This is a genomic window from Burkholderia sp. S-53 (assembly GCF_025560745.1).
Taxonomy (GTDB): Bacteria; Pseudomonadota; Gammaproteobacteria; order Burkholderiales; family Burkholderiaceae; genus Burkholderia; species Burkholderia pyrrocinia.
This window is the reverse complement of the sequence record NZ_CP090483.1, coordinates 3,536,595-3,557,462: the sequence shown is the minus strand read 5'-3', so window position 1 is coordinate 3,557,462 and position 20,868 is coordinate 3,536,595. Positions and strand designations below refer to the sequence as shown.

Below are 20,868 nucleotides of genomic sequence, written 5' to 3'. Positions count from 1 at the left end.
GTGATCGGGCGGCGACGGACGTTTTTTAATCCGGAATGTTTTTCCGGTCACCGTCGAAAGACGGTTTCGGGGGGCGAATCGACAGACGGCAAAGCCGCAGCGATTGCGCCAACGTAAAAGCGCCACGAGGGCGCTTTTTTCTTTTGGGCGTTCTGTTGTGCGGCAGGTTTCGTCCATGGCGTGCGCCATGGCGGCGGACGCGCATCGCGCGCGTCGCATGTCCTACGCGCCTTCGTCCGCCTGCAGCGCGCCGGGCGCCACCACATCGACGCCCGCTGCCTCCAGCGCCGCGCGAATCCGCTTCGCGAACGCCAGTGCATGCGGCCCGTCGCCGTGCAGGCAGACGGTCTGCGCATTCAGCGGCACCCATTCGCCGCTCAATGCCCGCACCTGCCGGTTGCGCACCATGTCGAGCGTGCGCGCGAGCACGGCCTCTTCATCGTCGATCAGCGCGCCGGGCTGGCTGCGCGGCACGAGCGAGCCGTCCGCGCGGTAGCCGCGATCGGCGAACACTTCCTCCACGGCGGCGAGCCCCGCATGCCGCGCGGCCGCGACGAACACGCTGTTCGCGAGCCCGAACACCGCGAGCGACGGATCGAAATCGTGAATCGCGGACACCACCGCATCGGCGATCATCGGGTCGCGCGCGGCCTGGTTGTACAGCGCGCCGTGCGGCTTCACGTGCGCGATGCGCCCGCCTTCGGCCTGTGCGATCGCCGACAGCGCGCCGAGCTGGTACAGCACGCCGGCATAGATGTCGCCGGCCGGCAGCTGCATTTCCTTGCGGCCGAAATTCTCCGGATCGTGAAAGCTCGGGTGCGCGCCGATCGACACGCCTTTCTGCACGGCCCAGCGCACGCAGTCGCGCATCGCATTGGCACCGCCCGCGTGCCAGCCGCATGCGATGTTCGCCGACGTGACGAGGTCGAGCAGCGCCTCGTCCGATCCGCATCCTTCGCCGAGATCGGCATTCAGATCGATTTCCATTATGTTCCTCGTCCACTGATTGCGTGGCGCGTCTTTCGTACTGCTTCCGCCATTGTCACGCTGCGCGCGATTGCGCGCGGCGGCGCGCTTCCTCGCGCATGTCGATCGCGACGTCGATCTGCCGCAGATAGGCACGTTCTGCGGTCAGGGCGGCGCGCGCGGCGTCGGGTGTCGTGCGCACGAAGCGGATCGGCAGGTTGAGCCGCGCCTGCGCGAGTTTCCACAGGTCGGCGCGGATCACCGTACCGATCTTGGGGTAGCCGCCGGTGGTCTGCGCGTCGTGCATCAGCACGATCGGCTGGCCGTTCGGCGGCACCTGGATCGTGCCGGGCAGCACCGCGTGCGACAGCAGCTCGACCGGCCGCTCGCGCTCGAGCCCGGCGCCGGCGAGGCGATAACCCATCCTGTTGCTGTTCGCGGTGACGAGCCATTCCTCGTCCCAGAACGCCTGCTGCGAATCGGCGGCGAACGACGCGTAGTCGGGGCCCGGCAGCACGCGCACGGGCATCGCCCACGGCGCGTGCGCGGGGCGGTGGCGGCGCGGCGGCTCGTCGACACGCACGAACGCACACCACGCGGGCGCCTTCACGCCGAATTCGGGCGCATCGGCCGCGAGGCAGCCCGCGCCGGCCGGCGGCACACCGACCGGGAGCCGATCGCCATCGCGCAGCGTGCGGCCGCCGAGGCCGCCGAAGCGCGATGCGAGATCGGTGCTGCGCGAGCCGAGCATCGGCAGCACATCGATGCCGCCCGCGATGCACAAATAGCCGCGCATCCCGCGTTTCGCGGCCGGCAGTACGAGCGTCTGCCCGGCTTCGACCGGCAGGCTCCACCACGAATACACGCGCTGGCCGTCGAGCGTTGCGCCGAATTCGGTGCCGGTGATCGCGATGCGGGTGGCGCGCGTGAAGCGGAAGGCGGCCGGGCCGATCGTGATCTCGACGGCCGCCGCGTCGGGGCGGTTGCCGACGAGCCGGTTGCCGACCTCGAGCGCGAGGCCGTCGAGCGCGCCGCCCTGCGCGACGCCGAGATGGCGCGCGCCGCGGCGCCCGAGATCCTGCACGGTCGACAGCGGGCCGGCCCGCACCACCTCGATGGTGCCCGGTGCGTTGCTCTGGGTCATCGTGCGTCGACTCCCGCAATGGTGAAACGTACGCGGTCGCCGGGCAGCAGCAGCGTCGGCTGCGGCAGCGCCGGATCGAACAGCGTGAGCGACGTGCGGCCGATCAACTGCCAGCCGCCGGGCGACGTGGCCGGGTAGATGCCCGTCTGCGCACCGCCGATGCCGACCGAGCCGGCCGGCACCTCGAGGCGCGGCGCCGCGCGGCGCGGCGCGTGCAGCGACGCGTCGAGGCCGCCGAGATACGCGAAACCGGGCTGGAAGCCGATGAAGAACACGACGTATTCGCCGGCCGCGTGGCGCGCGACGACCTCGTCGGCCGACAGGCCCGTGTGCGCGGCGACGGCCGCCAGATCGGGGCCGGCGGCACCGCCGTACTCGACCGGGATCTCGACGTCGCGACCATCGGCGTGCTCGACGTCGGCCGTCTCCCACGCGTCGCGCAGCGCCGGCGTGAGCGACTCGGCCGTCGCGGCGAGCGCGTCGAACACGATGGTCAGGTTGTTCATGCCCGGCACGACGTCGATCACGTCGGGCCACGCGCGCGCGGCCTCGGCGACGGCCCAGACGCGGCGCTGGCAATCGAGCGTGGCGGGCGGCGGCACCTCGCAGACGAGGGCGGCATCGCCGAGCGGATAAATGCGGGGTTGCGTCATCGGACTGGCACGGTTCGGACGGCAATGTTAGCGCACATTGTCAATAAGATATCGATAACTTACCAATAAGCGTTTTCGCCTAGCCCGTATACCGGGGCTTCTGACGTACACTCGGCACACCCTGACATCCTGCTTGCGCCGCCTTTCCATGAAGCGTTCTCCGACCAAGATCGTGTCATCCGAACACCTCGTTTCCGATTCGAGCGCGGAGCTGTCGGAGCTCGAATACGGGCTCATCATGGCCGGCAACGCGTTCAACCGCTGGATGGTGCGCTGCATGTCGGCGGCCGGCGCGAAGGACATGACGGCGGTCGAGGTGTCGCTGCTGCATCACGTCAGCCATCGCGAACGCAAGAAGAAACTCGCCGACATCTGCTTCGTGCTCAATATCGAGGATACGCACGTCGCGACCTATGCGCTGAAAAAACTGATCGCCCGCGGCTATGTGAAGAGCGAGAAGAACGGCAAGGAAGTGTTCTTCTTCGCGACCGAAGCGGGCCGCGACCTGTGCCTGAAGTATCGCGAGGTGCGCGAGCACTGCCTGATCGAGACGCTGAAGGACAGCGGGCTCACCAACGAGCAGATCGGCGACGCGGCGCAGTTGCTGCGCCACGCATCGGGCCTTTACGACACGGCCGCGCGCGCGGCGGCGTCGCTGTAAACGATTGCGGAAGGCGTTGCGCTGACGGGCGTGCGACGACGACCGCGGCGCCGCGCGCCGCATCATCCGGCGGCCGGGTAGAGCGCGCCGTCGGTCACGATCCAGCGCAGCGCGAGATCGTGCGCTTCGGCCGGCAGCGCATCGACGCGGCACGCTTCGTACGCGATACCGACCGTCACGGGCAGCGTGTCGCCCGGCCACGCGGCGAGCGTGCGGTCGTAGTAGCCGCCGCCGTAGCCGAGCCGGTAGCGCTGCGGATCGAATCCCACGCAGGGAATCAGCAACAGGTCGGGCACGACGACGATTCCCGCCGCCGGTTCCGGAATCCGGTGATGACCTTCGCGCATCGGCGTGTGCGCGTCCCACGCATGGAACGCGAGCGGCGTGTGCCGCTCGCCGATCACGGGCAGCGCGGCGCGCCGGCCGGCGCCTGCCGCACACCACGCGAGCACCGCGTCGCGCGCATCGAATTCGCCCGGCAGCGGCCAGTAAAACCCGACCGTGCGCGGTGCGAGCCGGTCGAGCAGCGTGCGCAGCCGCGCGTCGAGCGCGGCGTTCGCGGCGGGCTGCGACGCGGCGTCGCGACGCGCGCCGGACAGCGTTTTGCGCAGCGCAACCTTCGGGTTCGGCACAGGGTTGCGTGCTATGCTTTCGCTCAATTCGTGCTCCATTCAAAACGATGTCGAACAGCCTTTTCCGAGTATATCGCGCGGTTGCGCTGACACTTTCGGCCGCCGCGCTCGTCGCGGGTACGGCCGCGTGCGCCGCACCGGGCGACGACACGGTCGCCGGGGATGACCAGGTCTTCGTGCAGCTTCGCGAAGCCGCACGCCGCAACGACGCCGCGAAAGCCGCGCAGCTCGCGTCGATGATCCCGAACTATCCGGTCCCGTCCTACGTCGAGTATTTCCAGATCAAGCCGCAGCTGTTCGATTCGACCGGCCGCGCGCGCGTCGACGCGCCGGACGCGCCCGTGCAGTCGTTCCTGCAGCGCTACGACGGCCAGGCGATCGCCGACCGCATGCGCAACGATTACCTGCTCGTGCTCGGCGCGCGCCACGACTGGCGCAGCTTCGACGATCAATACAAGCGCTTCGTGCTCGACGACGACACGCAGGTCAAGTGCTACGCGCTCGAATCGCGCGCGGCGCGCGGCGAGAACGTCGCCGAGGCGGCGCGCGCGCTGCTCGTCGAGCCGAAGAACTACGGCGACGCGTGCGTCGACCTGATCACCGCGCTCACGGTCAACCAGCAGTTCACGAGCGACGACGTGTGGCAGCAGGCGCGTCTCGCGTACGAGCAGAACTACACGACGCTCGGCGGCAAGATCGTCGACGCGCTCGGCCCGCGCCCGGCCGGCTTCGACCAGGCGACGAGCGCGCCGCCGCTGTACCTCGCCCGCGGCGTCGGCTCCGACGCGACGTCGCACCAGCTCGCGCTGATCGCGCTCGGCCGCATGGCGCGCAACGATCCGGATGCGGCCGCCGGGATGCTGACGTCGGTTGCCGGCTCGCTCACGAAGCAGGAACAGGCGATCGCGTGGGGCGCGATCGGTTACCAGGGCGCGATCAAGCGCTCGGCGCTCGCATCGGTCTGGTACGCGAAATCCGCGAATGCGCCGCTGTCGAACCCGGGCTACGAATGGCGCACGCGCGCCGCGTTGCTCGCCGGCAACTGGCCGATGGTGCGCTGGTCGATCGAGCAGATGCCGCCGTCGCTGCGCGACGATCCGGCGTGGATCTACTGGCATGCGCGCGCGCTCAAGCAGAGCGGCGACACGCTGCAGGCGAACCAGGAATTCGAGCAGGTCGCGGGGCAGTTCAACTTCTACGGGCAGCTCGCCGGCGAAGAACTCGGCCAGCGCACGACGATCCCGCCGCGCACGAAGGTGAGCGACGCCGAGATCGACGCGATGGGCAAGATTCCGGGCTTCGCGCTCGCGCAGCGCTTCTACGCGCTGAACCTGCGCCTCGAAGGCAACCGCGAATGGAACTGGCCGCTGCGCGGGATGACCGATCGCCAGTTGCTCGCGGCCGCCGAATACGGCAAGCGCGTCGAGCTGCTCGACCGCACGGTCAATACGGCCGATCGCACGAAGGCCGAGCACGACTTCACGCTGCGCTACCCGTCGCCGTACCGCAATATCGTCGAGCGCTACGCGCAATCGACGGGCCTCGACGTCGAATGGGCGTACGGGCTGATCCGCCAGGAATCGCGTTTCATCACGAGCGCGCGTTCGTCGGTGGGCGCGGGCGGCCTGATGCAGCTGATGCCGGCGACGGCCCAGATGGTCGCGAAGAAGCTCGGCATGGGCGCGATCACGCGCGCGCAGATGCACGACATCGATACCAACATCCAGCTCGGCACCTGGTATCTGGCGGACATCTTCAACAACTTCGACAGCTCGCCGGTGCTGGCCACCGCCGGCTACAACGCGGGCCCGGGCCGGCCGCGCCAGTGGCGCCAGGTGTTGACGCAGCCGATCGAAGGCGCGATCTTCGCAGAGACGATTCCGTTCAACGAGACGCGCGACTACGTGAAGAACGTGCTGTCGAACACCGTCTACTACGCGGCGCTCTTCGAGGGCAAGCCGCAGTCGTTGAAGAGACGTCTAGGCATGATCTCGCCCTGATTCGCAATCTTCACACTGCCGCGCGAGACGCGGCAGTGCTCTTCTGAGGTGTCGAACATGGATCGCCAGACCGTCGCGCTGCTGGGCGGCACCGGCTTCATCGGCAGCCGGCTCGTCAATGCGCTGATCGACGCCGGCAAGCAGGTACGGATCGGCACGCGGCGGCGCGACCACGCGCGCCACCTGCAGATGCTGCCGGTCGAGATCGTCGAGCTCGAAGCGCTCGATACGCGCACGCTCGCGCGCTTCGTCGCCGGCGCGCACGCGGCGATCAATCTGGTCGGCGTGCTGCACGGCGGCCGCGGCACGCCGTACGGGCCCGGCTTCGAGCGCGCGCACGTCGCGCTGCCGGCCGCGCTCGCGAGCGCCTGCACCGAGGTTGGCGTGCAGCGCCTGCTGCACATGAGCGCGCTCGGCGCCGATTCGCGCGGCGCGAGCATGTACCAGCGCTCGAAGGGCGACGGCGAAGCCGCGCTGCATGCGATCGCGGCGACCGATTCGCTCGCGCTGACGATCTTCCGCCCGTCGGTCGTGTTCGGCCCCGGCGACGCATTCCTCAACACGTTCGCGAACCTGCAGCGCACGGTGCCCGTGCTGCCGCTCGCGATGCCCGACGCGCGCTTCCAGCCGGTGTTCGTCGGCGATGTCGTGCGCGCGTTCGTCAACACGCTCGATCTGGCGGCCGCGCACGGCAAGACCTACGAGCTCGGCGGCCCGACCGTCTACACGCTCGAGCAACTGGTGCGCTATTGCGGCACGCTGGTCGGTCGGCAGGCACGCATCGTGCGGTTGCCCGATACGCTCGCGCGGCTGCAGGCAATCGTGTTCGAATGCCTGCCCGGCGAACCGGTGATCACGCGCGACAATCTCGCGACGATGTCGGTGCCGAACGTGCTGTCGGGGCCGCTCGCGCCGGAGCTCGGGATCTCGCCCGCGAGTCTCGAAAGCATTGCGCCCGCCTATCTCGGCAAAGCCGCGGCGCGGTCGCGGTTCGACTGGTTCCGCTCGCGCCGCTAGGCCCGCCCGCGCGCCGTCGTTCGGCACCTCCTTTTCCACCTTCGCGTTTTCCGGAACACCGTCATGAAGCTCATCATTGGAGACAAGAACTACTCGTCGTGGTCGATGCGTCCGTGGCTGCTGCTCGCGCATTTCGGCATCCCGTTCGACGAGATCGCGGTCGAGCTGCGCCGCGACGACACGACCGCGCGCATCCTCGAGTATTCGCCGTCCGGCAAGGTGCCGTGCCTGATCGACGACCACGGCGTCGCGATCTGGGATTCGCTCGCGATCGCCGAAACGCTTGCCGAGCGCTATCCGCAGTTCCCGATGTGGCCGGCCGATCCGCTCGACCGCGCGCATGCGCGCTGCATCGCGGCCGAGATGCACTCGGGCTTCGCGGCGCTGCGCACGCAGATGGGCATGAACGTGCGCGCGTCGATGCCGGGGCGCGGCGCGACGCCCGACGCGCTCGCCGATGTCGCGCGTATCGACGCGCTGTGGAGCGCGTGCCTCGAGGCGTCGGGCGGGCCGTTCCTGTTCGGCGAGTTCGGGATCGCCGATGCGATGTACGCACCCGTCGTGATGCGCTTCAACACGTATGCGCCGGGCCTGTCGCCGGAAGCGGCCGGCTATGCGGCGCGCGTGACGGCGCTGCCGGCGGTGCAGCGGTGGATCGACGCCGCGCGCAGCGAGACCAACGTGATCGCCGAATACGAGCCGCAGCGATGAACATCTACGCAGTAGGCGGTGCGATCCGCGACGAATTGCTCGGCGTGCCCGTGCAGGACCGCGACTACGTGGTGGTGGGCGCGACGCCCGGGCAGATGGCCGCGCAGGGCTTCCGGCCGGTCGGCAAGGATTTCCCGGTGTTCCTGCATCCGCAGACGCAGGAGGAGTACGCGCTGGCGCGCACCGAGCGCAAGACGGCGGCCGGCTATCACGGCTTCCAGTTTTATTACGCGCCGGACGTGACGCTCGACGAGGATCTCGCGCGGCGCGACCTGACGATCAACGCGATGGCGCGCGAGGTGAGCCCGGAGGGCGCGCTGGTCGGGCCCGTGATCGATCCGTTCGACGGGCAGGCCGACCTGCGCGCGCGCGTGTTCCGGCACGTGAGCGACGCGTTCGTCGAGGATCCGGTGCGGATCCTGCGGATTGCGCGCTTCGCCGCGCGGTTCGCGGACTTCACGGTTGCCGACGAAACGCACGCGCTGATGCGGCGCATGGTCGGCGCGGGCGAGGTCGACGCGCTGGTGCCCGAACGCGTGTGGCAGGAAATCGCGCGCGGGCTGATGGAGGCGAAGCCGTCGCGGATGTTCGCGGTGCTGCGCGAGTGCGGCGCGCTCGCGCGCATCCTGCCCGAGGTCGATGCGCTGTGGGGCGTGCCGCAGCGCGCCGACTACCACCCGGAAGTCGATACGGGCGTGCACGTGATGATGGTCGTCGACTACGCGGCGAAGCAGGGCTATTCGCTGCCGGTGCGCTTCGCGGCGCTCACGCACGATCTCGGCAAGGCGACGACGCCGGCGGACGTGCTGCCGCGCCACGTCGGCCACGAGGGCCGCAGCGTCGACCTGCTCAAGCCGTTGTGCGAGCGGCTGCGCGTGCCGAACGAATGCCGCGATCTCGCGCTCGTGGTCGCGCGCGAGCACGGCAACCTGCATCGCGTGATGGAGATGGGCGCGGCCGCGCTGGTGCGGCTGTTCGAGCGCAGCGACGCGCTGCGCAAGCCGGCGCGTTTCGCCGAGATGCTGCAGGCGTGCGAATCCGATGCGCGCGGGCGGCTCGGGCTCGATGCGCAGCCGTATCCGCAGGCCGAGCGGCTGCGCGTGGCGCTCGCAGCCGCGCGCAGCGTCGATGCCGGCGCGATCGCGCGCGGCATCGGCAGCGAAGCGGAGAAGATCAAGGAGGCCGTGCATTGCGCGCGGATCCAGGCCGTCGCGCAGGCGCTCGCGATCGGCGAATAGGGGCAGGGATGACAACGGCGGGCGCCACGCGCCCGCCAGCCGTTACGGCTTCTTGCGCGCGGCTGCCTTGCGTGCCGGCGTGGCGGCGGCCGGGCGCTTGCCGGCGGATGCGCGCGGCTTGCCGGCAGCCTTCTGTTCCGCCGCGCTGGCCGGCCGTGCCGGATCGGCGTCGCGGCCGCGTTTCGGCGCCGGTTCGCTGCGGCTCGCGCGCGGCGCGCCCGGCGCAGTGCGCACGACCGGTGCGGGCTGCCTGATTTCCATCGTCGCGGACACGAATTCGGCGCAACTGTCGTCGAACAGCGGCAGCGTGCTGACCGCGATCAGCTCGGCGGGCCCGTCGCCGACGTTGGCGACGCGATGCCGCTTGCGCGCGTCGAAGTGCAGCGAGTCGCCGGGCGCCAGCGGGTAATCCTTCTTGCCGACCGTGTAGCAGATGCGGCCGGTCAGCACGTAGACGAATTCGTCGCCGCCGTGCGCCACCCATTCCGAGCGGTAGCCTTCCATCATCTGCACCTTGACCGCGTTGATCTGGCTGCCGTCGAACGTGGTGGACAGCCGTTCGTACCACTGCGACGCGCTGTCGACTGCGTACGGCTTGCGGCTGCCTTCGTGCGAATCGGGCTGCGCCTGGCGCGGCTGGTCGATCAGCGCACCGAGCGGCACGCCCAGCGCCTTCGCGACGTTGACGAGCGACGACAGCGAGATGCCCGTGAGATGGCGCTCGACCTGCGACAGGAACCCGACCGACAGCTTCGCTTCGGTCGCGACTTCCAGCAGCGTCTTCTTCGCTTCCCGGCGCAGGCGGCGAATGCGCTGGCCGATACGCATGATGTCTGAATCCATGAATCTCTTTCGTGGCAACGAGTCGGGACGCGAGCGGAGGGGCGGTGCGGTCGCCGGGACGTTGCTTTCCGCGCATCGCACGAAGCACGGCCGTCGGGACGACGATGCCGGCGCATTGTACCGCGCGGTGTCGCCGGACGACGCCACGCTGCGCCTGCATGCGGCACCGTGCCGCCGATTTTAGTCCTACGAAAATTTTAGCTTGACCTCAATTTCAGCCTGCTCTAGATTCTGTCGCGCGTATCAAACAAAGTTAAGTGAGACAAAAATTCCCGCGGGCCTGCCGCCGGCACGACACGGCGGCCCGGCGACGCGCAGTGCCGCGCGTCGTTCGCGCAGCCGCGCCGTGTCGCGTCACGCCTGCTTCAGGCATGCGCTCCGCCGCGTCACGCCGCCGACCGCCGACAACGATGAATAACGTGGGCATCCGATGATCGATCGACTGAAATACAGCTTCTCCGGCCTTCCCCCGTACGACGCGTCCGTCGCCGACACGCAGGCGGGCCTGTCGCGCCTGCTCGACGCCGCGCGGCTCGACGCGGTGGTGGTCACGTCGCAGGACGAATACGTCACCGAGTACCTGCCGCGCAGCAATAACCCGCGCTATGCGCTGTCGGGCTTCGACGGCTCGGCCGGCTGCGGGATCTTCCTGAGCGCGGCGACCGCGCAGGCGCTCGGCGTGCCGCCGTTCGTCCTGTTCGTCGACGGCCGTTATCACCTGCAGGCCGAGCAGCAGTGCGATCCGGCGCGCGTGCGGATCGAAAAGCTCGGGATGAGCGTGACGATCTGGCAGGCGATGGCCGACTGGCTGCTCGCGCACGCGAGCCACCTCGCGCGGGTCGGCTACGACGGGTTGCGGATCAGCGTCGCGCAGCGCGACCGGCTGCTCGAACAGACGCAGGCCGCGGTGCTCGACTGGACGAGCCTCGCCGATCGCGAGATCGACCGCGCGATCGCGCTGCCGGGCTGGGCCGTCGAGCGGCCGATCTTCGAGTTGCCGGAATCGATGACGGGCCTGAGCGTCGCGCAGAACCTCGACGCGCTGAACCGCAAGCTCGCCGCGCATACCGGCGCGGCCGACGGCAAGACGGCGTTCTTCACGTGCGCGTCGGACGATCTCGCCTATCTGCTGAACAGCCGCGGCTATCACATCCCGAATGCGTCGTCGCACCTCGGCTTCCTGTTCGCGGTCGGCGGGCAGGTCGCGCTGTTCCTGCCGGAAGGCTGCGACCGCTGCGACGTCACGCTCGAGTCGTATCCGGCGCTGCACGTGATCCGGCGCGATGTCGCGGCGCTCGAGCGCTTTCTCGCGCAGTTCGCGGTCGACCACGTGTGTTACGGCTTCGAATCGGTGAACTGCGCGCTCGTCGATGCGGTGAGCCGCGTATGGCCGCACGCGCGCCATGCCGACTTCAATCCGGTCGAGGCGATGCGGGCCGCGAAGACGCCGGCGGTGCTCGACCGGTTCCGCGATGCGTTCGCGCGCAGCTCCGCGGCGATCGCCGAGACGATGCGCTGGGCGAAGACCGGCGAGCCGGGCGCGCGCCACACCGAATACGACCTGGCGCGCACGATCAACGACGCGTACGGCGCGCGCTCGGCGGTTGCGCTGACGTTTCCGTCGATCGCGGCGAACGGCGCGAACAGCGCGTTCGCGCACTACACGGCGGCGAGCGCCGATGTCGAGCTGACGGAAGGCGAGCTCGTGCTGCTCGACAGCGGCGCGTACTACGAAGCCGGTTTCGCGACGGACTGCACGCGCGTCGTGCTGCGCCGCACGCGCGCGGAGACGGTCGCGCAGCCGTGGCAGCGCGAGATCTACACGGTTGCGCTGAAGGCGTGCATCAAGGGGCTCGTCACGCGCTTCCCGAGCACGGCGACGGGCGGCGACGTCGATGCGCTCGTGCGGCAGGTGTGCCGCGAGCACGGCCACGATTTCGGCCACGGCACCGGGCACGGCGTCGGGATTCACGTGCACGAGGGCGGTGTGCGCTTCGCGCCGGGCGCGAAGTACGGACTGGTGCCGAACGCGGTGATTTCGGTCGAGCCGGGCATCTACGTGCCGGGCAAGGGCGGCGTGCGGATCGAGAACATCGTGATCATCCGGCAGGACGACGCGCAGCCGGATACGGTGACGTTCGAGAACATCGTGACGGTCGGCTACGACTGGGACCTGATCGATCTCGACCTGCTGGACGACGACGAGCGCGCGTACCTGCGCGACTACGAGCGGCTGTGCGTGGCGCGCGGCACGCAGGTGACGGCGTGCCCGTTGCTGTAAGCAGCGCCGGCGCGGGCGGCGTCGGCCGCCCGCTGTCCGTCGGTCATCGATGACGGATCACCGGATCCGGAACCGAATCCGGATCCGTTTCAATCCAGCAAGCGCGCGCGCACGAACGGCGTGATCCGCTCGGCGAGCCACGCGTGCGTGCGCGTCGTCGGGTGCAGCGTGTCCCAGAACACGAAGCGCGCCGGGTCGCGGCAGTCCGCGCGCGGCGTCTGTGCGGCCAGGTAGGTGAACGACGACGGCTTCGGGATGTCGAGGCACGAGCGCTTCGCATCGTCGAAGCCGTATTGCGCGGGGTGGCTCAGCAGATCGTCGAACGGCGCGTACGCGTCGAACACCTCGAGCCGCAGCGTCGCGCCGTAGCGGGCGCGCACGGCGGCGGCCGCGTCGGCGAGCCGCCGGTTGTAGTCCTTCACCTGCGCGGCGACGCTGGCGGTGTCGGTGCGCGTCGCGAATACCGGCGCGCGCGACACGTCCGGCAGCGTGACGAGCAGGATGCGCGTCGCGCCGGCCGCGGCGAGCCGCTCGAGGCTGTCCCGCACCGCGTTCGCCGCCTGCTCGGGCGTGCGGCCGTAGTTCACGAGATCGTTGCCGCCCGCGAACACCGCGAACAGCGTATTGGCGGGCCGGTAGTCCGGCGCGCGATCCATGTATTCGCGCCACGAGTCGACTTCCTGCACCAGGCCCGGCACGACCAGGTGCTGGTCGGTCGCCGCACCGCCGATCGCCCAGTTGTAGAACGGCAGCCGCAGCGCGTTCGCGACGTATTCGGCCCACACCGGCCCGTTGCTGAAGCGTCCGGCGTGCCAGCTCGTGCCGTTCGGCAGCTTCCACTGGCTCGCGTTGAACATGTTCTGGGTGTCGGACAGGCTGTCGCCGAACACGATCAGCTTGTTGACCCGCGCGTCCTGCTGCGCGGCGTCGATCGTCCAGACCGTGTAGTTGAACGACAGCGCGTTGTTCGCCGCGACCGCCTGCGTCAGGTTCGCGCGGATGCCGCGCGCGGCGAGCGTCTTGCGGCACACGTCGGCGAGCGTATCCTGCGCCGTCGCGCTGTAGAACATGTTCTTCCACTGCGTGATGCCGTCCGCCCACCAGTAGCCGGGAACGCGATACCAGTCGCCGCCCGCGGGATCGCGCGCCCATTCGTAGGTCGCCTCGGGCTTGAGCGGATCGTCGCTGATCCGGTACCAGCAGCGCAGATAGGTGTAGGTGTCGCTGCCGCGCGTCGCGGCGCGCGGCGCTGCGCCGGGCGGTGCGGACGCCGGCGCCGCGAGCGGGCCGGCCGGCGACAGCGTCATGTCGCCGGTCGGCGTCGGCAGCGGGGCCGCGGCGGCCGGCGCGAGCGACGCGGTGAACGTCAGCGCGGCGCCGAGCGTAGCGATGGCGGCCGCACGGCGCGCGGATTCAAAACGGGAATGATGATGCATCGATGCCCTCCGATCTGTTGTTGTTGGATCAGGCAGCGCGGCTGCGCTGCCGCGTATCGGGGGGACACGTGCGCCGGACTGGAGCCCGGTCTGTCGAAGCGGAATTCGGGATGAAGCGGATGAAGCGGATGAAGCGGATGAAGCGGATGAAGCGGATGAAGCGGATGAAGCGGATGAAGCGGATGAAGCGGATGAAGCGGCGGGGCGGACTACCGACCGCCGCAGGGCGTCAGCGCATCAGCGCCGACACGCGCCCGTCAGGGCCGTAGACGCCTGCCGGTGCGGGGGCCGAGCGCAGCACCGCGAGTGCGCGCTCGTTATAGTCCATCCGGATCCGGATCAGCATCCCGTTGTTCGCGTTGGCCTGGCGCGCGCGTTCGGCGGCCTGCTGCAGCAACTGCCAGCGGCCGGCGAGGCGTGCATCGCGCTCGGCGGCCTGATCCATCCCTTTCTTGCCCGCCGCAAAGCCGAGCGCGGACAGCTGCGTGTCGCGCGTGCGCTCGAGCTGTGCGAGCCGGTCGATCAGCTCGCTCTTCTTCTCGACGATCCCGGGCAGCATCTCGAGCGGCTCGGGCGTCGTCAGCGCTTTTTCTTCATAGGCGAGCAGGGACGCGAACGCCTCGACCGTCGCGTGTTCGTCGTTGACCGTGGCCAGCAGCTCTTCTCTCATCGCGTCATGCTCGTCGCGCCGGCGCGCGGGGTGCGGCGCGCCGGCAAACCGGGGGACCGGCCGCGAGGCGGCCGGCTCAGCTGCCCTGCGGGCGCTGCTGCTGCAGCAGCTCGCGGGCGGTATTCAATACGCCGTCGGCAATCTTGTTCGCGTCGATCGTCAGCGTGCCGTTGTTCAGCGCTTCCTTGATCGACTGGACCAGGCCCGTGTCGATATCGGCGTTGGCGGACGCGGATGTCGAGCGCAACTGGCCGGACAGACCCGACAGGTTCACGGTCGTGTCGCCGCCGGTCGATCCTGCATCGGCCGCCTGCGCGGACGACTGGGCCGTGCCGGATTGCGCACGGGTCGCGCCGTTGCCGGTCGGCGCGAGGGGGCTCGGGTTCGGAGTGGAATCGATCTTCACGATGGGTTTCCTGTACGGTTTGACCCAGATAACGGCCGGGTCGGCCCGAACTTTAGCATCGTGAGCCCGAAATTCTCCGAATAAACAATTCTTTGCAATCTTGCAGCGGTATCCGTCCCTACAGCGGAATTTCCACGGTGCCGGCGTCCTTGACGATCGCGGTGACGATCTGGCCCGCCGCCATCCGCACCCGCACCGACTGGCCGGGCGCCGCATTCGCGAGCACGCTGCCTTCGGCCGAAATCGTGAAACCGGGGCCGGCTGCGACGACCCGCACCGTCTGGCCGGCCGACACCGATGCCGCGCTCTTCAGCATGTCCTGGCGCAGCGGCAGCCCGGCCGAGATGCGTGCGAGCGCGGTCGAGCCGATCGCCTGCGCCGGATCGGTGATCACCGCGAGCGGCAGAACCGTCAGGTCGCCGTCGCGCGCGATCAGGTCGGCCGCGCCCAGCGGCTCGCCGGGCGCGATCTGGCGCGCGGCGACGTAATAGGTGGCCTGCACGGCGACCTTCGCCTGCAGGTAGACGGTCCACGGCCGCTCGCCCGCGCAGCGCACGCCGACCGTGGTGCGGCCCCACAGGCGCGCGCCGGTCGGCAGGAACGGCTCGAGCGTCGTGCATGCGGCGAGCCCGCGCGGAAACGCGGTCGTGACCGTCGCGGTGGTCTTGCCGGGCAGGCCCGCGATCTGCTGCTGCAGGAACGCGAGGGCCGCGCGGCGGATCGACTCGGGGTCCTGCTGGCCGGGCGGCGTCGCGGGCTGGGCCGCCGCGGCCGCCTGGCCCGGGTTGGCGGAAGCCACCGGCGTGCGCGGCGACGGCGCGGCTGACGCGGCGCGGGCCGCCGCCGTGCGCGCGGCGACTGCCGGTGGCGTTGCGGGCCGCGCGGGATTCGACGCGGGTTCGGCCGTGCCAGCGACGACCGTCGCGATCGCGTTGGGGTCGGCGGCGCGCGGCGCGCCGTAGGCGGCGTTCGCGCGAGCGGCCGTGTACACGGGAGCTGGCGCGGCAGCCGGCGCGGGGGCCGGCGGCGGGACGTTCGTCACGACCATCGTGCCGGCCGGCTGTGCTGCGTAGCCGGCAGCGGCAGCCCCGGCCGTACCACCTGCACCGGCTGCCGCACGTCCCGCGTCCGCCGCGATGCCTGCACCCGAGGCCATCCCCGCATTCCCGCCGAACTGCCCGCCGCTCGCCGCATTGGCGTGCGCGAGCGCGGTTTCGGCGGTCTCGCCGCGTCCGGGAATCACGATCATCCCGTCGTCCGCGTGCGCGGCCGGTGCGGCGATCCACAGCGCCGCGGCGAGCGCAAACGCACGCCGGACGTGCGTGAGCCGCCCGTTCCTGCCGCGAAGTGCGCTGCCCGTCATCGCCGTGTCCTCGATCCGTTGATCCGAGTTGCATTCTAGGGAGCCGGGCCGCCACGCAAACGATGAATAGAGGGGGCCTTTGCCGCGTTATTCGCCCGATTGCCGGTTGCGTGCCGCGCCTACCATCGCTGTCATGGAAAAAAGCCTCTCGGGTCGCCATCCGGCGCGAGGGGCGTGCAGCGCTTCATACGGAGAGACGCACACATGCTGGACAAACTCGATGCGGAATTCGCGTTCGGCCGACAGGCGCTCGACGTGCGCGCCTACCGGCAGGAACTGCTGTCGTCGAACATCGCGAACGCCGACACGCCCGGCTACCAGGCCCGCGACGTCGATTTCGCGTCGACGCTCGCGCGCTCGCTGAAGCAGACGAACGGCGGCCTCGCGCCGAGCAACGCCGCGCAACTGCCGATGACGCAGCCGGCCGGCGTGACGAGCGGCATGTCGATGGTGTCGACGGCGGCGGGCCACATGGCCGGCACCGCGAAGCTGATCCCGACGGGCGGCCCGGCCGACGACTACGGCCGCGCGCAGTACCGGATGCCGCTGCAGCCGTCGCTCGACGGCAACACGGTCGATCTCGACGTCGAACGCGTGCAGTTCGCGAACAACGCGCTGCACTACGAAACCGGGATGACCGTGATGACCCAGCAGATCAAGGCCATGATCGCCGCGATCTCGACGAACTCGTAAGCGCGCCGCTTCCGAACCCGCGCACAAGCACAAGGAGCCTCCATGCCTTCGTTGATGAACATCTTCGGCGTCGCCGGTTCGGCGCTGTCCGCGCAATCGCAGCGCCTGAACGTCACCGCGTCGAACCTCGCGAACGCCGACAGCGCCACCGGCCCCGACGGCAAGCCGTACAAGGCCAAGCAGGTCGTGTTCGCGACCGACCCGATGGGCGGCGCGCGCACCGCGTCCGGCCAGGGCGTGGGCGGCGTGCGCGTGACGAAGGTGATGGACGACCCGTCGCCGATGAAATCAACCTACGACCCGGCGAACCCGGCCGCCGACGCGAACGGCTACGTGCAGATGCCGAACGTCGATCCGGTGCAGGAGATGGTGAACATGATCTCGGCGTCGCGCTCGTACCAGGCCAACGTCGAGACGCTGAACACCGCGAAGACGCTGATGCTCAAGACGCTGACGATCGGCTCGTAAGCCGCGCGCCGACCGAACTCACAGACCCGACAGTTTCGACAGAAGGCCACCCAGGATGACTTCCTCCAACACGACGATCGGCAGCAACGGCACGAACGTGTCGACCTTGCCGACCGACACGATGAACACCAACAAGGTGTCGTCGACCAACGGCACGTCGGCGAGCGACCTGCAGGCGACGTTCCTGAAGCTGCTCGTCACGCAGCTGCAGAACCAGGATCCGACGAGCCCGGTCGACAGCTCGCAGATGACGACGCAGCTCGCGCAGATCAACACCGTGAGCGGCATCGCGCAGCTGAACACGTCGCTGACGTCGCTGTCGACGCAGCTCGCGGCCGGCCAGCAGACGCAGGCCGCGCTGCTGATCGGCTCGAACGTGCTCGCGCCGGGCAATTCGGTCGCGGTGAAGAGCGGCGCGGCATCGCCGTTCGGCGTGTCGCTCACGAGCGACGTGTCGAACCTGACGATCACCGTGAAGAACAGCTCGGGCGCCGTCGTCAACACGATCAACGCGGGCAAGCAGTCGGCCGGCACCGTGCCGTTCAACTGGACGCCGACCGACGCGGCCGGCAATGCGCTGCCGGACGGCGCCTACACGGTCAGCGCGCAGTACACCGGCACCGACGGCAAGACCTACGCGCCGACCGTGCTGGCGGCCGCGCAGGTGCAGAGCGTGATCAAGCAGGCCGACGGCACGGCGGGGCTGGTGCTGTCGAACGGTACGACGGTGGGGCTCACCCAGGTCGCGTCGATCTTCCCGAACGTCAAGACGTCGTCCTCGTCCGGCAACACCACCACCAACTGATCGAGTTTTTTCGAAACGGAGACCGAAATGGGTTATCAGCAGGGTCTGAGCGGCCTCGCCGGCGCGTCGAACGCGCTCGACGTGATCGGCAACAACATCGCGAACGCGAACACGGTCGGCTTCAAGTCGAGCACCGCGCAGTTCGCCGACATGTACGCGAATTCGGTCGCGACGTCGGTCAACACGCAGATCGGCATCGGCTCGTCGCTCGCATCGGTGCAGCAGCAGTTCGGCCAGGGCACGATCAATACGACGAACTCTTCGCTCGACGTCGCGATCAACGGCAACGGCTTCTTCCAGATGTCGAACAACGGCGTGACGACCTACTCGCGCGACGGCACGTTCCAGCGCGACAAGAACGGTTTCATCGTCGACGCGCAAGGCCGCAACCTGATGGGCTACGCGGCTGGCTCGGGCGGCGTGATCAACACCGCGCAGACCGTGCCGCTGCAGGCGCCGACGACCAACATCGCACCGACCGCGACGACCAAGATCACCGGCCAGTTCAACCTGAACTCGCAGGACACGGTGCCGGTCAAGACGCCGTTCAGCGCGACCGACACCACGACCTACAACTACTCGACGTCGATCCAGGTGTACGACTCGCTCGGCGGCTCGCAGGCGGTCAACATGTACTTCGTGAAGTCGGCGGCCGGCACGTGGGAAGCGTACGCGGGCGTCCAGGGCGGCGCGACGACCGATCTCGGCACGGTCACGTTCAATTCGTCGGGCGCGATCCAGAGCACGACGACGGGCACGCCGGCGACGCCGACCACGTCGCTCGGCCAGTTCCAGTTCACCGTGCCGAACACCGACGGCTCGGCGACGCCGCAGAGCCTCACGCTCGACCTGACCGGCACGACGCAGTACGGCGGCAAGGACGGCGTGAACAACCTCGCGCAGAACGGCTACGCGAGCGGCACGCTGACGACCTACTCGATCGGCACCGACGGCAAGCTGACCGGCAACTACTCGAACGGCCAGACCGCGGTGCTCGGCCTGATCGCGCTCGCGAACTTCAACAACCCGAACGGGCTGGTGAACCTCGGCGGCAACCAGTACGCGGAGTCCTCCGCATCGGGCGTGCCGCAGATCTCCGCGCCGGGCAGCACGAACCACGGCACGCTGCAGGGCAGCGCGCTCGAGAACTCGAACGTCGACCTCACGTCGCAGCTCGTCAACCTGATCACCGCGCAGCGCAACTACCAGGCGAACGCGCAGACGATCAAGACGCAGCAGACCGTCGACCAGACGCTCATCAACCTGTAAGCGCGGATAACCGGCAGCCATGGACCGACTGATCTACACGGCGATGACGGGCGCGTCGCAGTCGCTCGACCAGCAGGCGATCGTCGCGAACAACCTCGCGAACGCATCGACGACGGGCTTTCGCGCGCAGCTCGCGACGTATCGCGCGGTGCCGATGAATTTCGGCGACGGCAGCAACATCGACCCGACGACGACGCGCACCTACGTGCTCGCGTCGACGCCCGGCGCGGACTACGCGCCGGGTCCGATCACGCGCACCGGCAATCCGCTCGACGTCGCCGTGCAGGGCGCCGGCTGGCTGTCGGTGCAGACGGCCGACGGCAGCGAGGCGTACACGCGCGCCGGCAACCTGCACGTCGACGAGAACGGCCAGCTCGTCAACGCGAGCAACCTGCCGGTGATCGGCAACGGCGGCCCGATCTCGGTGCCGCCGAACGCCGAGGTGACGATCGGCAAGGACGGCACCGTTTCCGCGCTGATGCCGGGCGACCCGCCGACGGCGGTCGCGATCGTCGACCAGATGAAGCTCGTCAATCCCGATCCGGCCACGCTCACGCGCGGCAACGACGGGTTGTTCCGCACCGCCGACGGCAATCCGGCCGACGCCGACACGAACGTGGTCGTCACGCCGAATTCGCTCGAAGGCAGCAACGTCAACCCGGTGACCGCGATGGTCGCGATGATCGACAACGCGCGCGCGTTCCAGCTTCAGTCGAAGCTGATCCAGACGGCCGACCAGAACGAGCAGTCGGCGAACCAGCTGCTCAACTTCAGCTGAGCGCCCGCGCCAGCCTACGCAGGAGACCTTACAAGTGAACCGTTCGCTCTACATCGCCGCCACCGGCATGAATGCGCAGCAGGCGCAGATGGACGTGATTTCGAACAACCTCGCGAACACCAGCACGAACGGCTTCAAGGCGTCGCGCGCGGTGTTCGAGGATCTGCTTTACCAGACGATCCGCCAGCCCGGTGCGAACTCGACGCAGCAGACCGAGCTGCCGTCGGGCCTGCAGCTCGGCACCGGCGTGCAGCAGGTCGCGACCGAGCGCCTGTACACGCAGGGCGGCCTCACGCAGACCGGCAACTCGAAGGACGTCGCGATCAACGGCTCGGGCTTCTTCCAGGTGCTGATGCCGGACGGCACGAACGCGTACACGCGCGACGGCTCGTTCCAGACCAACGCGCAGGGCCAGCTCGTCACGTCGAGCGGCTACCAGATCCTGCCGGCGATCACCGTGCCGCAGAACGCGCAGTCGCTGACGATCGGCAAGGACGGCGTCGTGTCGGTCACGCAGCCGGGCTCGGGCAACGCGGTGCAGATCGGCTCGCTGCAGATCGCGACCTTCATCAACCCGGCCGGCCTCGAGGCGCGCGGCGAGAACCTGTTCTCCGAGACGACGTCGTCGGGCGCGCCGAACGTGTCACAGCCGGGGCTGAACGGTGCGGGCGTGCTCAACCAGGGTTATGTCGAAGCGTCGAACGTGAACGTCGTGCAGGAGCTCGTCAACATGATCCAGACGCAGCGTGCCTACGAGATCAACAGCAAGGCCGTGACGACGTCCGACCAGATGCTGCAGACCGTCACGCAGATGAAGAGCTAACCGGAACACCC

General features: G+C 69.2%; 21 protein-coding genes. 12 read left to right on the top strand and 9 right to left on the bottom strand.

Annotated elements, in window-relative coordinates; genetic code table 11:
- Window positions 1-222 precede the first annotated feature (222 nt).
- Genes pxpA through pxpB form a run of 3 tightly spaced genes read right to left on the bottom strand, consistent with a single transcriptional unit; the run spans window position 223 to window position 2,763 of the window.
- Window positions 223-987: a 5-oxoprolinase subunit PxpA gene (gene pxpA, locus LXM88_RS21530; protein WP_047899257.1), complete on the bottom strand. Its 765-nt coding sequence runs from the start codon at window positions 985-987 to the stop codon at window positions 223-225.
- A 55-nt stretch (window positions 988-1,042) separates the two neighbouring features.
- A complete protein-coding gene (locus LXM88_RS21525; protein ID WP_262537662.1) occupies window positions 1,043-2,110 on the bottom strand; it encodes a biotin-dependent carboxyltransferase family protein in 1,068 nt (355 codons plus the stop codon).
- On the bottom strand, window positions 2,107-2,763 hold the full coding sequence (gene pxpB / locus LXM88_RS21520) for a 5-oxoprolinase subunit PxpB (protein ID WP_262537659.1): 657 nt from the start codon (window positions 2,761-2,763) through the stop codon (window positions 2,107-2,109). Before pxpB ends, LXM88_RS21525 begins: the two co-directional genes overlap by 4 nt.
- Before the next feature lie 148 nt (window positions 2,764-2,911).
- On the opposite strand from pxpB, the gene LXM88_RS21515 reads away from it, so the two are divergent.
- Window positions 2,912-3,424, top strand: a complete 513-nt coding sequence (locus LXM88_RS21515; protein WP_262537657.1) for a winged helix DNA-binding protein — start codon at window positions 2,912-2,914, stop codon at window positions 3,422-3,424.
- A 62-nt stretch (window positions 3,425-3,486) separates the two neighbouring features.
- Here LXM88_RS21515 and LXM88_RS21510 read toward each other — a convergent pair whose 3' ends face one another.
- Complete coding sequence (locus LXM88_RS21510) at window positions 3,487-4,095, bottom strand: 5-formyltetrahydrofolate cyclo-ligase (RefSeq protein WP_072437551.1); 609 nt, start codon at window positions 4,093-4,095, stop codon at window positions 3,487-3,489.
- Between the two features lie 8 nt (window positions 4,096-4,103).
- Between LXM88_RS21510 and LXM88_RS21505 the strand changes: the two genes are divergently transcribed.
- The 4 genes from LXM88_RS21505 to LXM88_RS21490 all read left to right on the top strand — a co-directional run bounded on the left by LXM88_RS21505 (window position 4,104) and on the right by LXM88_RS21490 (window position 9,022).
- On the top strand, window positions 4,104-6,056 hold the full coding sequence (locus LXM88_RS21505; protein ID WP_262537653.1) for a lytic transglycosylase domain-containing protein: 1,953 nt from the start codon (window positions 4,104-4,106) through the stop codon (window positions 6,054-6,056).
- 57 nt (window positions 6,057-6,113) lie between these two features.
- Window positions 6,114-7,073, top strand: a complete 960-nt coding sequence (locus LXM88_RS21500; RefSeq protein WP_262537650.1) for a complex I NDUFA9 subunit family protein — start codon at window positions 6,114-6,116, stop codon at window positions 7,071-7,073.
- 63 nt (window positions 7,074-7,136) lie between these two features.
- Entirely contained in the window at window positions 7,137-7,784 is a 648-nt protein-coding gene (locus LXM88_RS21495) for a glutathione S-transferase family protein (RefSeq protein ID WP_262537648.1), read from the top strand.
- Window positions 7,781-9,022 (top strand): multifunctional CCA addition/repair protein, encoded by a 1,242-nt coding sequence (locus LXM88_RS21490; protein WP_262537646.1) that lies wholly within the window; start codon window positions 7,781-7,783, stop codon window positions 9,020-9,022. The genes LXM88_RS21495 and LXM88_RS21490 overlap by 4 nt, the downstream gene beginning before the upstream one ends.
- 42 nt (window positions 9,023-9,064) lie before the next feature.
- Here the strand turns inward: LXM88_RS21490 and LXM88_RS21485 are convergent, their stop codons facing one another.
- A complete protein-coding gene (locus LXM88_RS21485) occupies window positions 9,065-9,865 on the bottom strand; it encodes a helix-turn-helix domain-containing protein (RefSeq protein WP_262537644.1) in 801 nt (266 codons plus the stop codon).
- Between the two features lie 430 nt (window positions 9,866-10,295).
- Between LXM88_RS21485 and LXM88_RS21480 the strand changes: the two genes are divergently transcribed.
- The gene (locus LXM88_RS21480; protein ID WP_262537642.1) at window positions 10,296-12,146 is read left to right on the top strand and encodes a M24 family metallopeptidase; all 1,851 of its coding nucleotides are present in this window, start codon (window positions 10,296-10,298) and stop codon (window positions 12,144-12,146) included.
- 89 nt (window positions 12,147-12,235) lie between these two features.
- On the opposite strand, the gene LXM88_RS21475 is transcribed toward LXM88_RS21480, so the two are convergent.
- The 4 genes from LXM88_RS21475 to flgA form a co-directional block, all read right to left on the bottom strand.
- Window positions 12,236-13,582 (bottom strand): SGNH/GDSL hydrolase family protein, encoded by a 1,347-nt coding sequence (locus tag LXM88_RS21475; protein ID WP_262537639.1) that lies wholly within the window; start codon window positions 13,580-13,582, stop codon window positions 12,236-12,238.
- A 229-nt stretch (window positions 13,583-13,811) separates the two neighbouring features.
- Window positions 13,812-14,252, bottom strand: coding sequence for a flagella synthesis protein FlgN (locus LXM88_RS21470; protein WP_262537637.1), 441 nt, complete (start codon window positions 14,250-14,252; stop codon window positions 13,812-13,814).
- Window positions 14,253-14,328: 76 nt separating this feature from the next.
- Window positions 14,329-14,658 carry a flagellar biosynthesis anti-sigma factor FlgM gene (flgM, locus tag LXM88_RS21465; protein WP_262537635.1) on the bottom strand — a complete coding sequence of 110 codons (330 nt, stop codon included), beginning with the start codon at window positions 14,656-14,658 and terminating at the stop codon, window positions 14,329-14,331.
- A gap of 118 nt (window positions 14,659-14,776) precedes the next feature.
- Window positions 14,777-16,021, bottom strand: a complete 1,245-nt coding sequence (flgA, locus tag LXM88_RS21460; protein ID WP_262537632.1) for a flagellar basal body P-ring formation chaperone FlgA — start codon at window positions 16,019-16,021, stop codon at window positions 14,777-14,779.
- 204 nt (window positions 16,022-16,225) lie between these two features.
- Here flgA and flgB point away from each other — a divergent pair, with 204 nt between their 5' ends.
- The 6 genes from flgB to flgG are packed head-to-tail and all read left to right on the top strand — an operon-like array spanning window position 16,226 to window position 20,857.
- The gene (flgB, locus tag LXM88_RS21455; RefSeq protein WP_034179269.1) at window positions 16,226-16,714 is read left to right on the top strand and encodes a flagellar basal body rod protein FlgB; all 489 of its coding nucleotides are present in this window, start codon (window positions 16,226-16,228) and stop codon (window positions 16,712-16,714) included.
- Between the two features lie 42 nt (window positions 16,715-16,756).
- Window positions 16,757-17,182, top strand: coding sequence for a flagellar basal body rod protein FlgC (gene flgC / locus LXM88_RS21450; RefSeq protein ID WP_006485701.1), 426 nt, complete (start codon window positions 16,757-16,759; stop codon window positions 17,180-17,182).
- A gap of 55 nt (window positions 17,183-17,237) precedes the next feature.
- Complete coding sequence (locus tag LXM88_RS21445) at window positions 17,238-17,987, top strand: flagellar hook assembly protein FlgD (protein ID WP_262537564.1); 750 nt, start codon at window positions 17,238-17,240, stop codon at window positions 17,985-17,987.
- A 27-nt stretch (window positions 17,988-18,014) separates the two neighbouring features.
- The gene (flgE, locus tag LXM88_RS21440; RefSeq protein WP_262537561.1) at window positions 18,015-19,256 is read left to right on the top strand and encodes a flagellar hook protein FlgE; all 1,242 of its coding nucleotides are present in this window, start codon (window positions 18,015-18,017) and stop codon (window positions 19,254-19,256) included.
- 19 nt (window positions 19,257-19,275) lie between these two features.
- A complete protein-coding gene (gene flgF / locus LXM88_RS21435; protein WP_262537558.1) occupies window positions 19,276-20,034 on the top strand; it encodes a flagellar basal-body rod protein FlgF in 759 nt (252 codons plus the stop codon).
- A gap of 34 nt (window positions 20,035-20,068) precedes the next feature.
- The gene (gene flgG, locus LXM88_RS21430) at window positions 20,069-20,857 is read left to right on the top strand and encodes a flagellar basal-body rod protein FlgG (protein WP_262537556.1); all 789 of its coding nucleotides are present in this window, start codon (window positions 20,069-20,071) and stop codon (window positions 20,855-20,857) included.
- Window positions 20,858-20,868 lie beyond the last annotated feature (11 nt).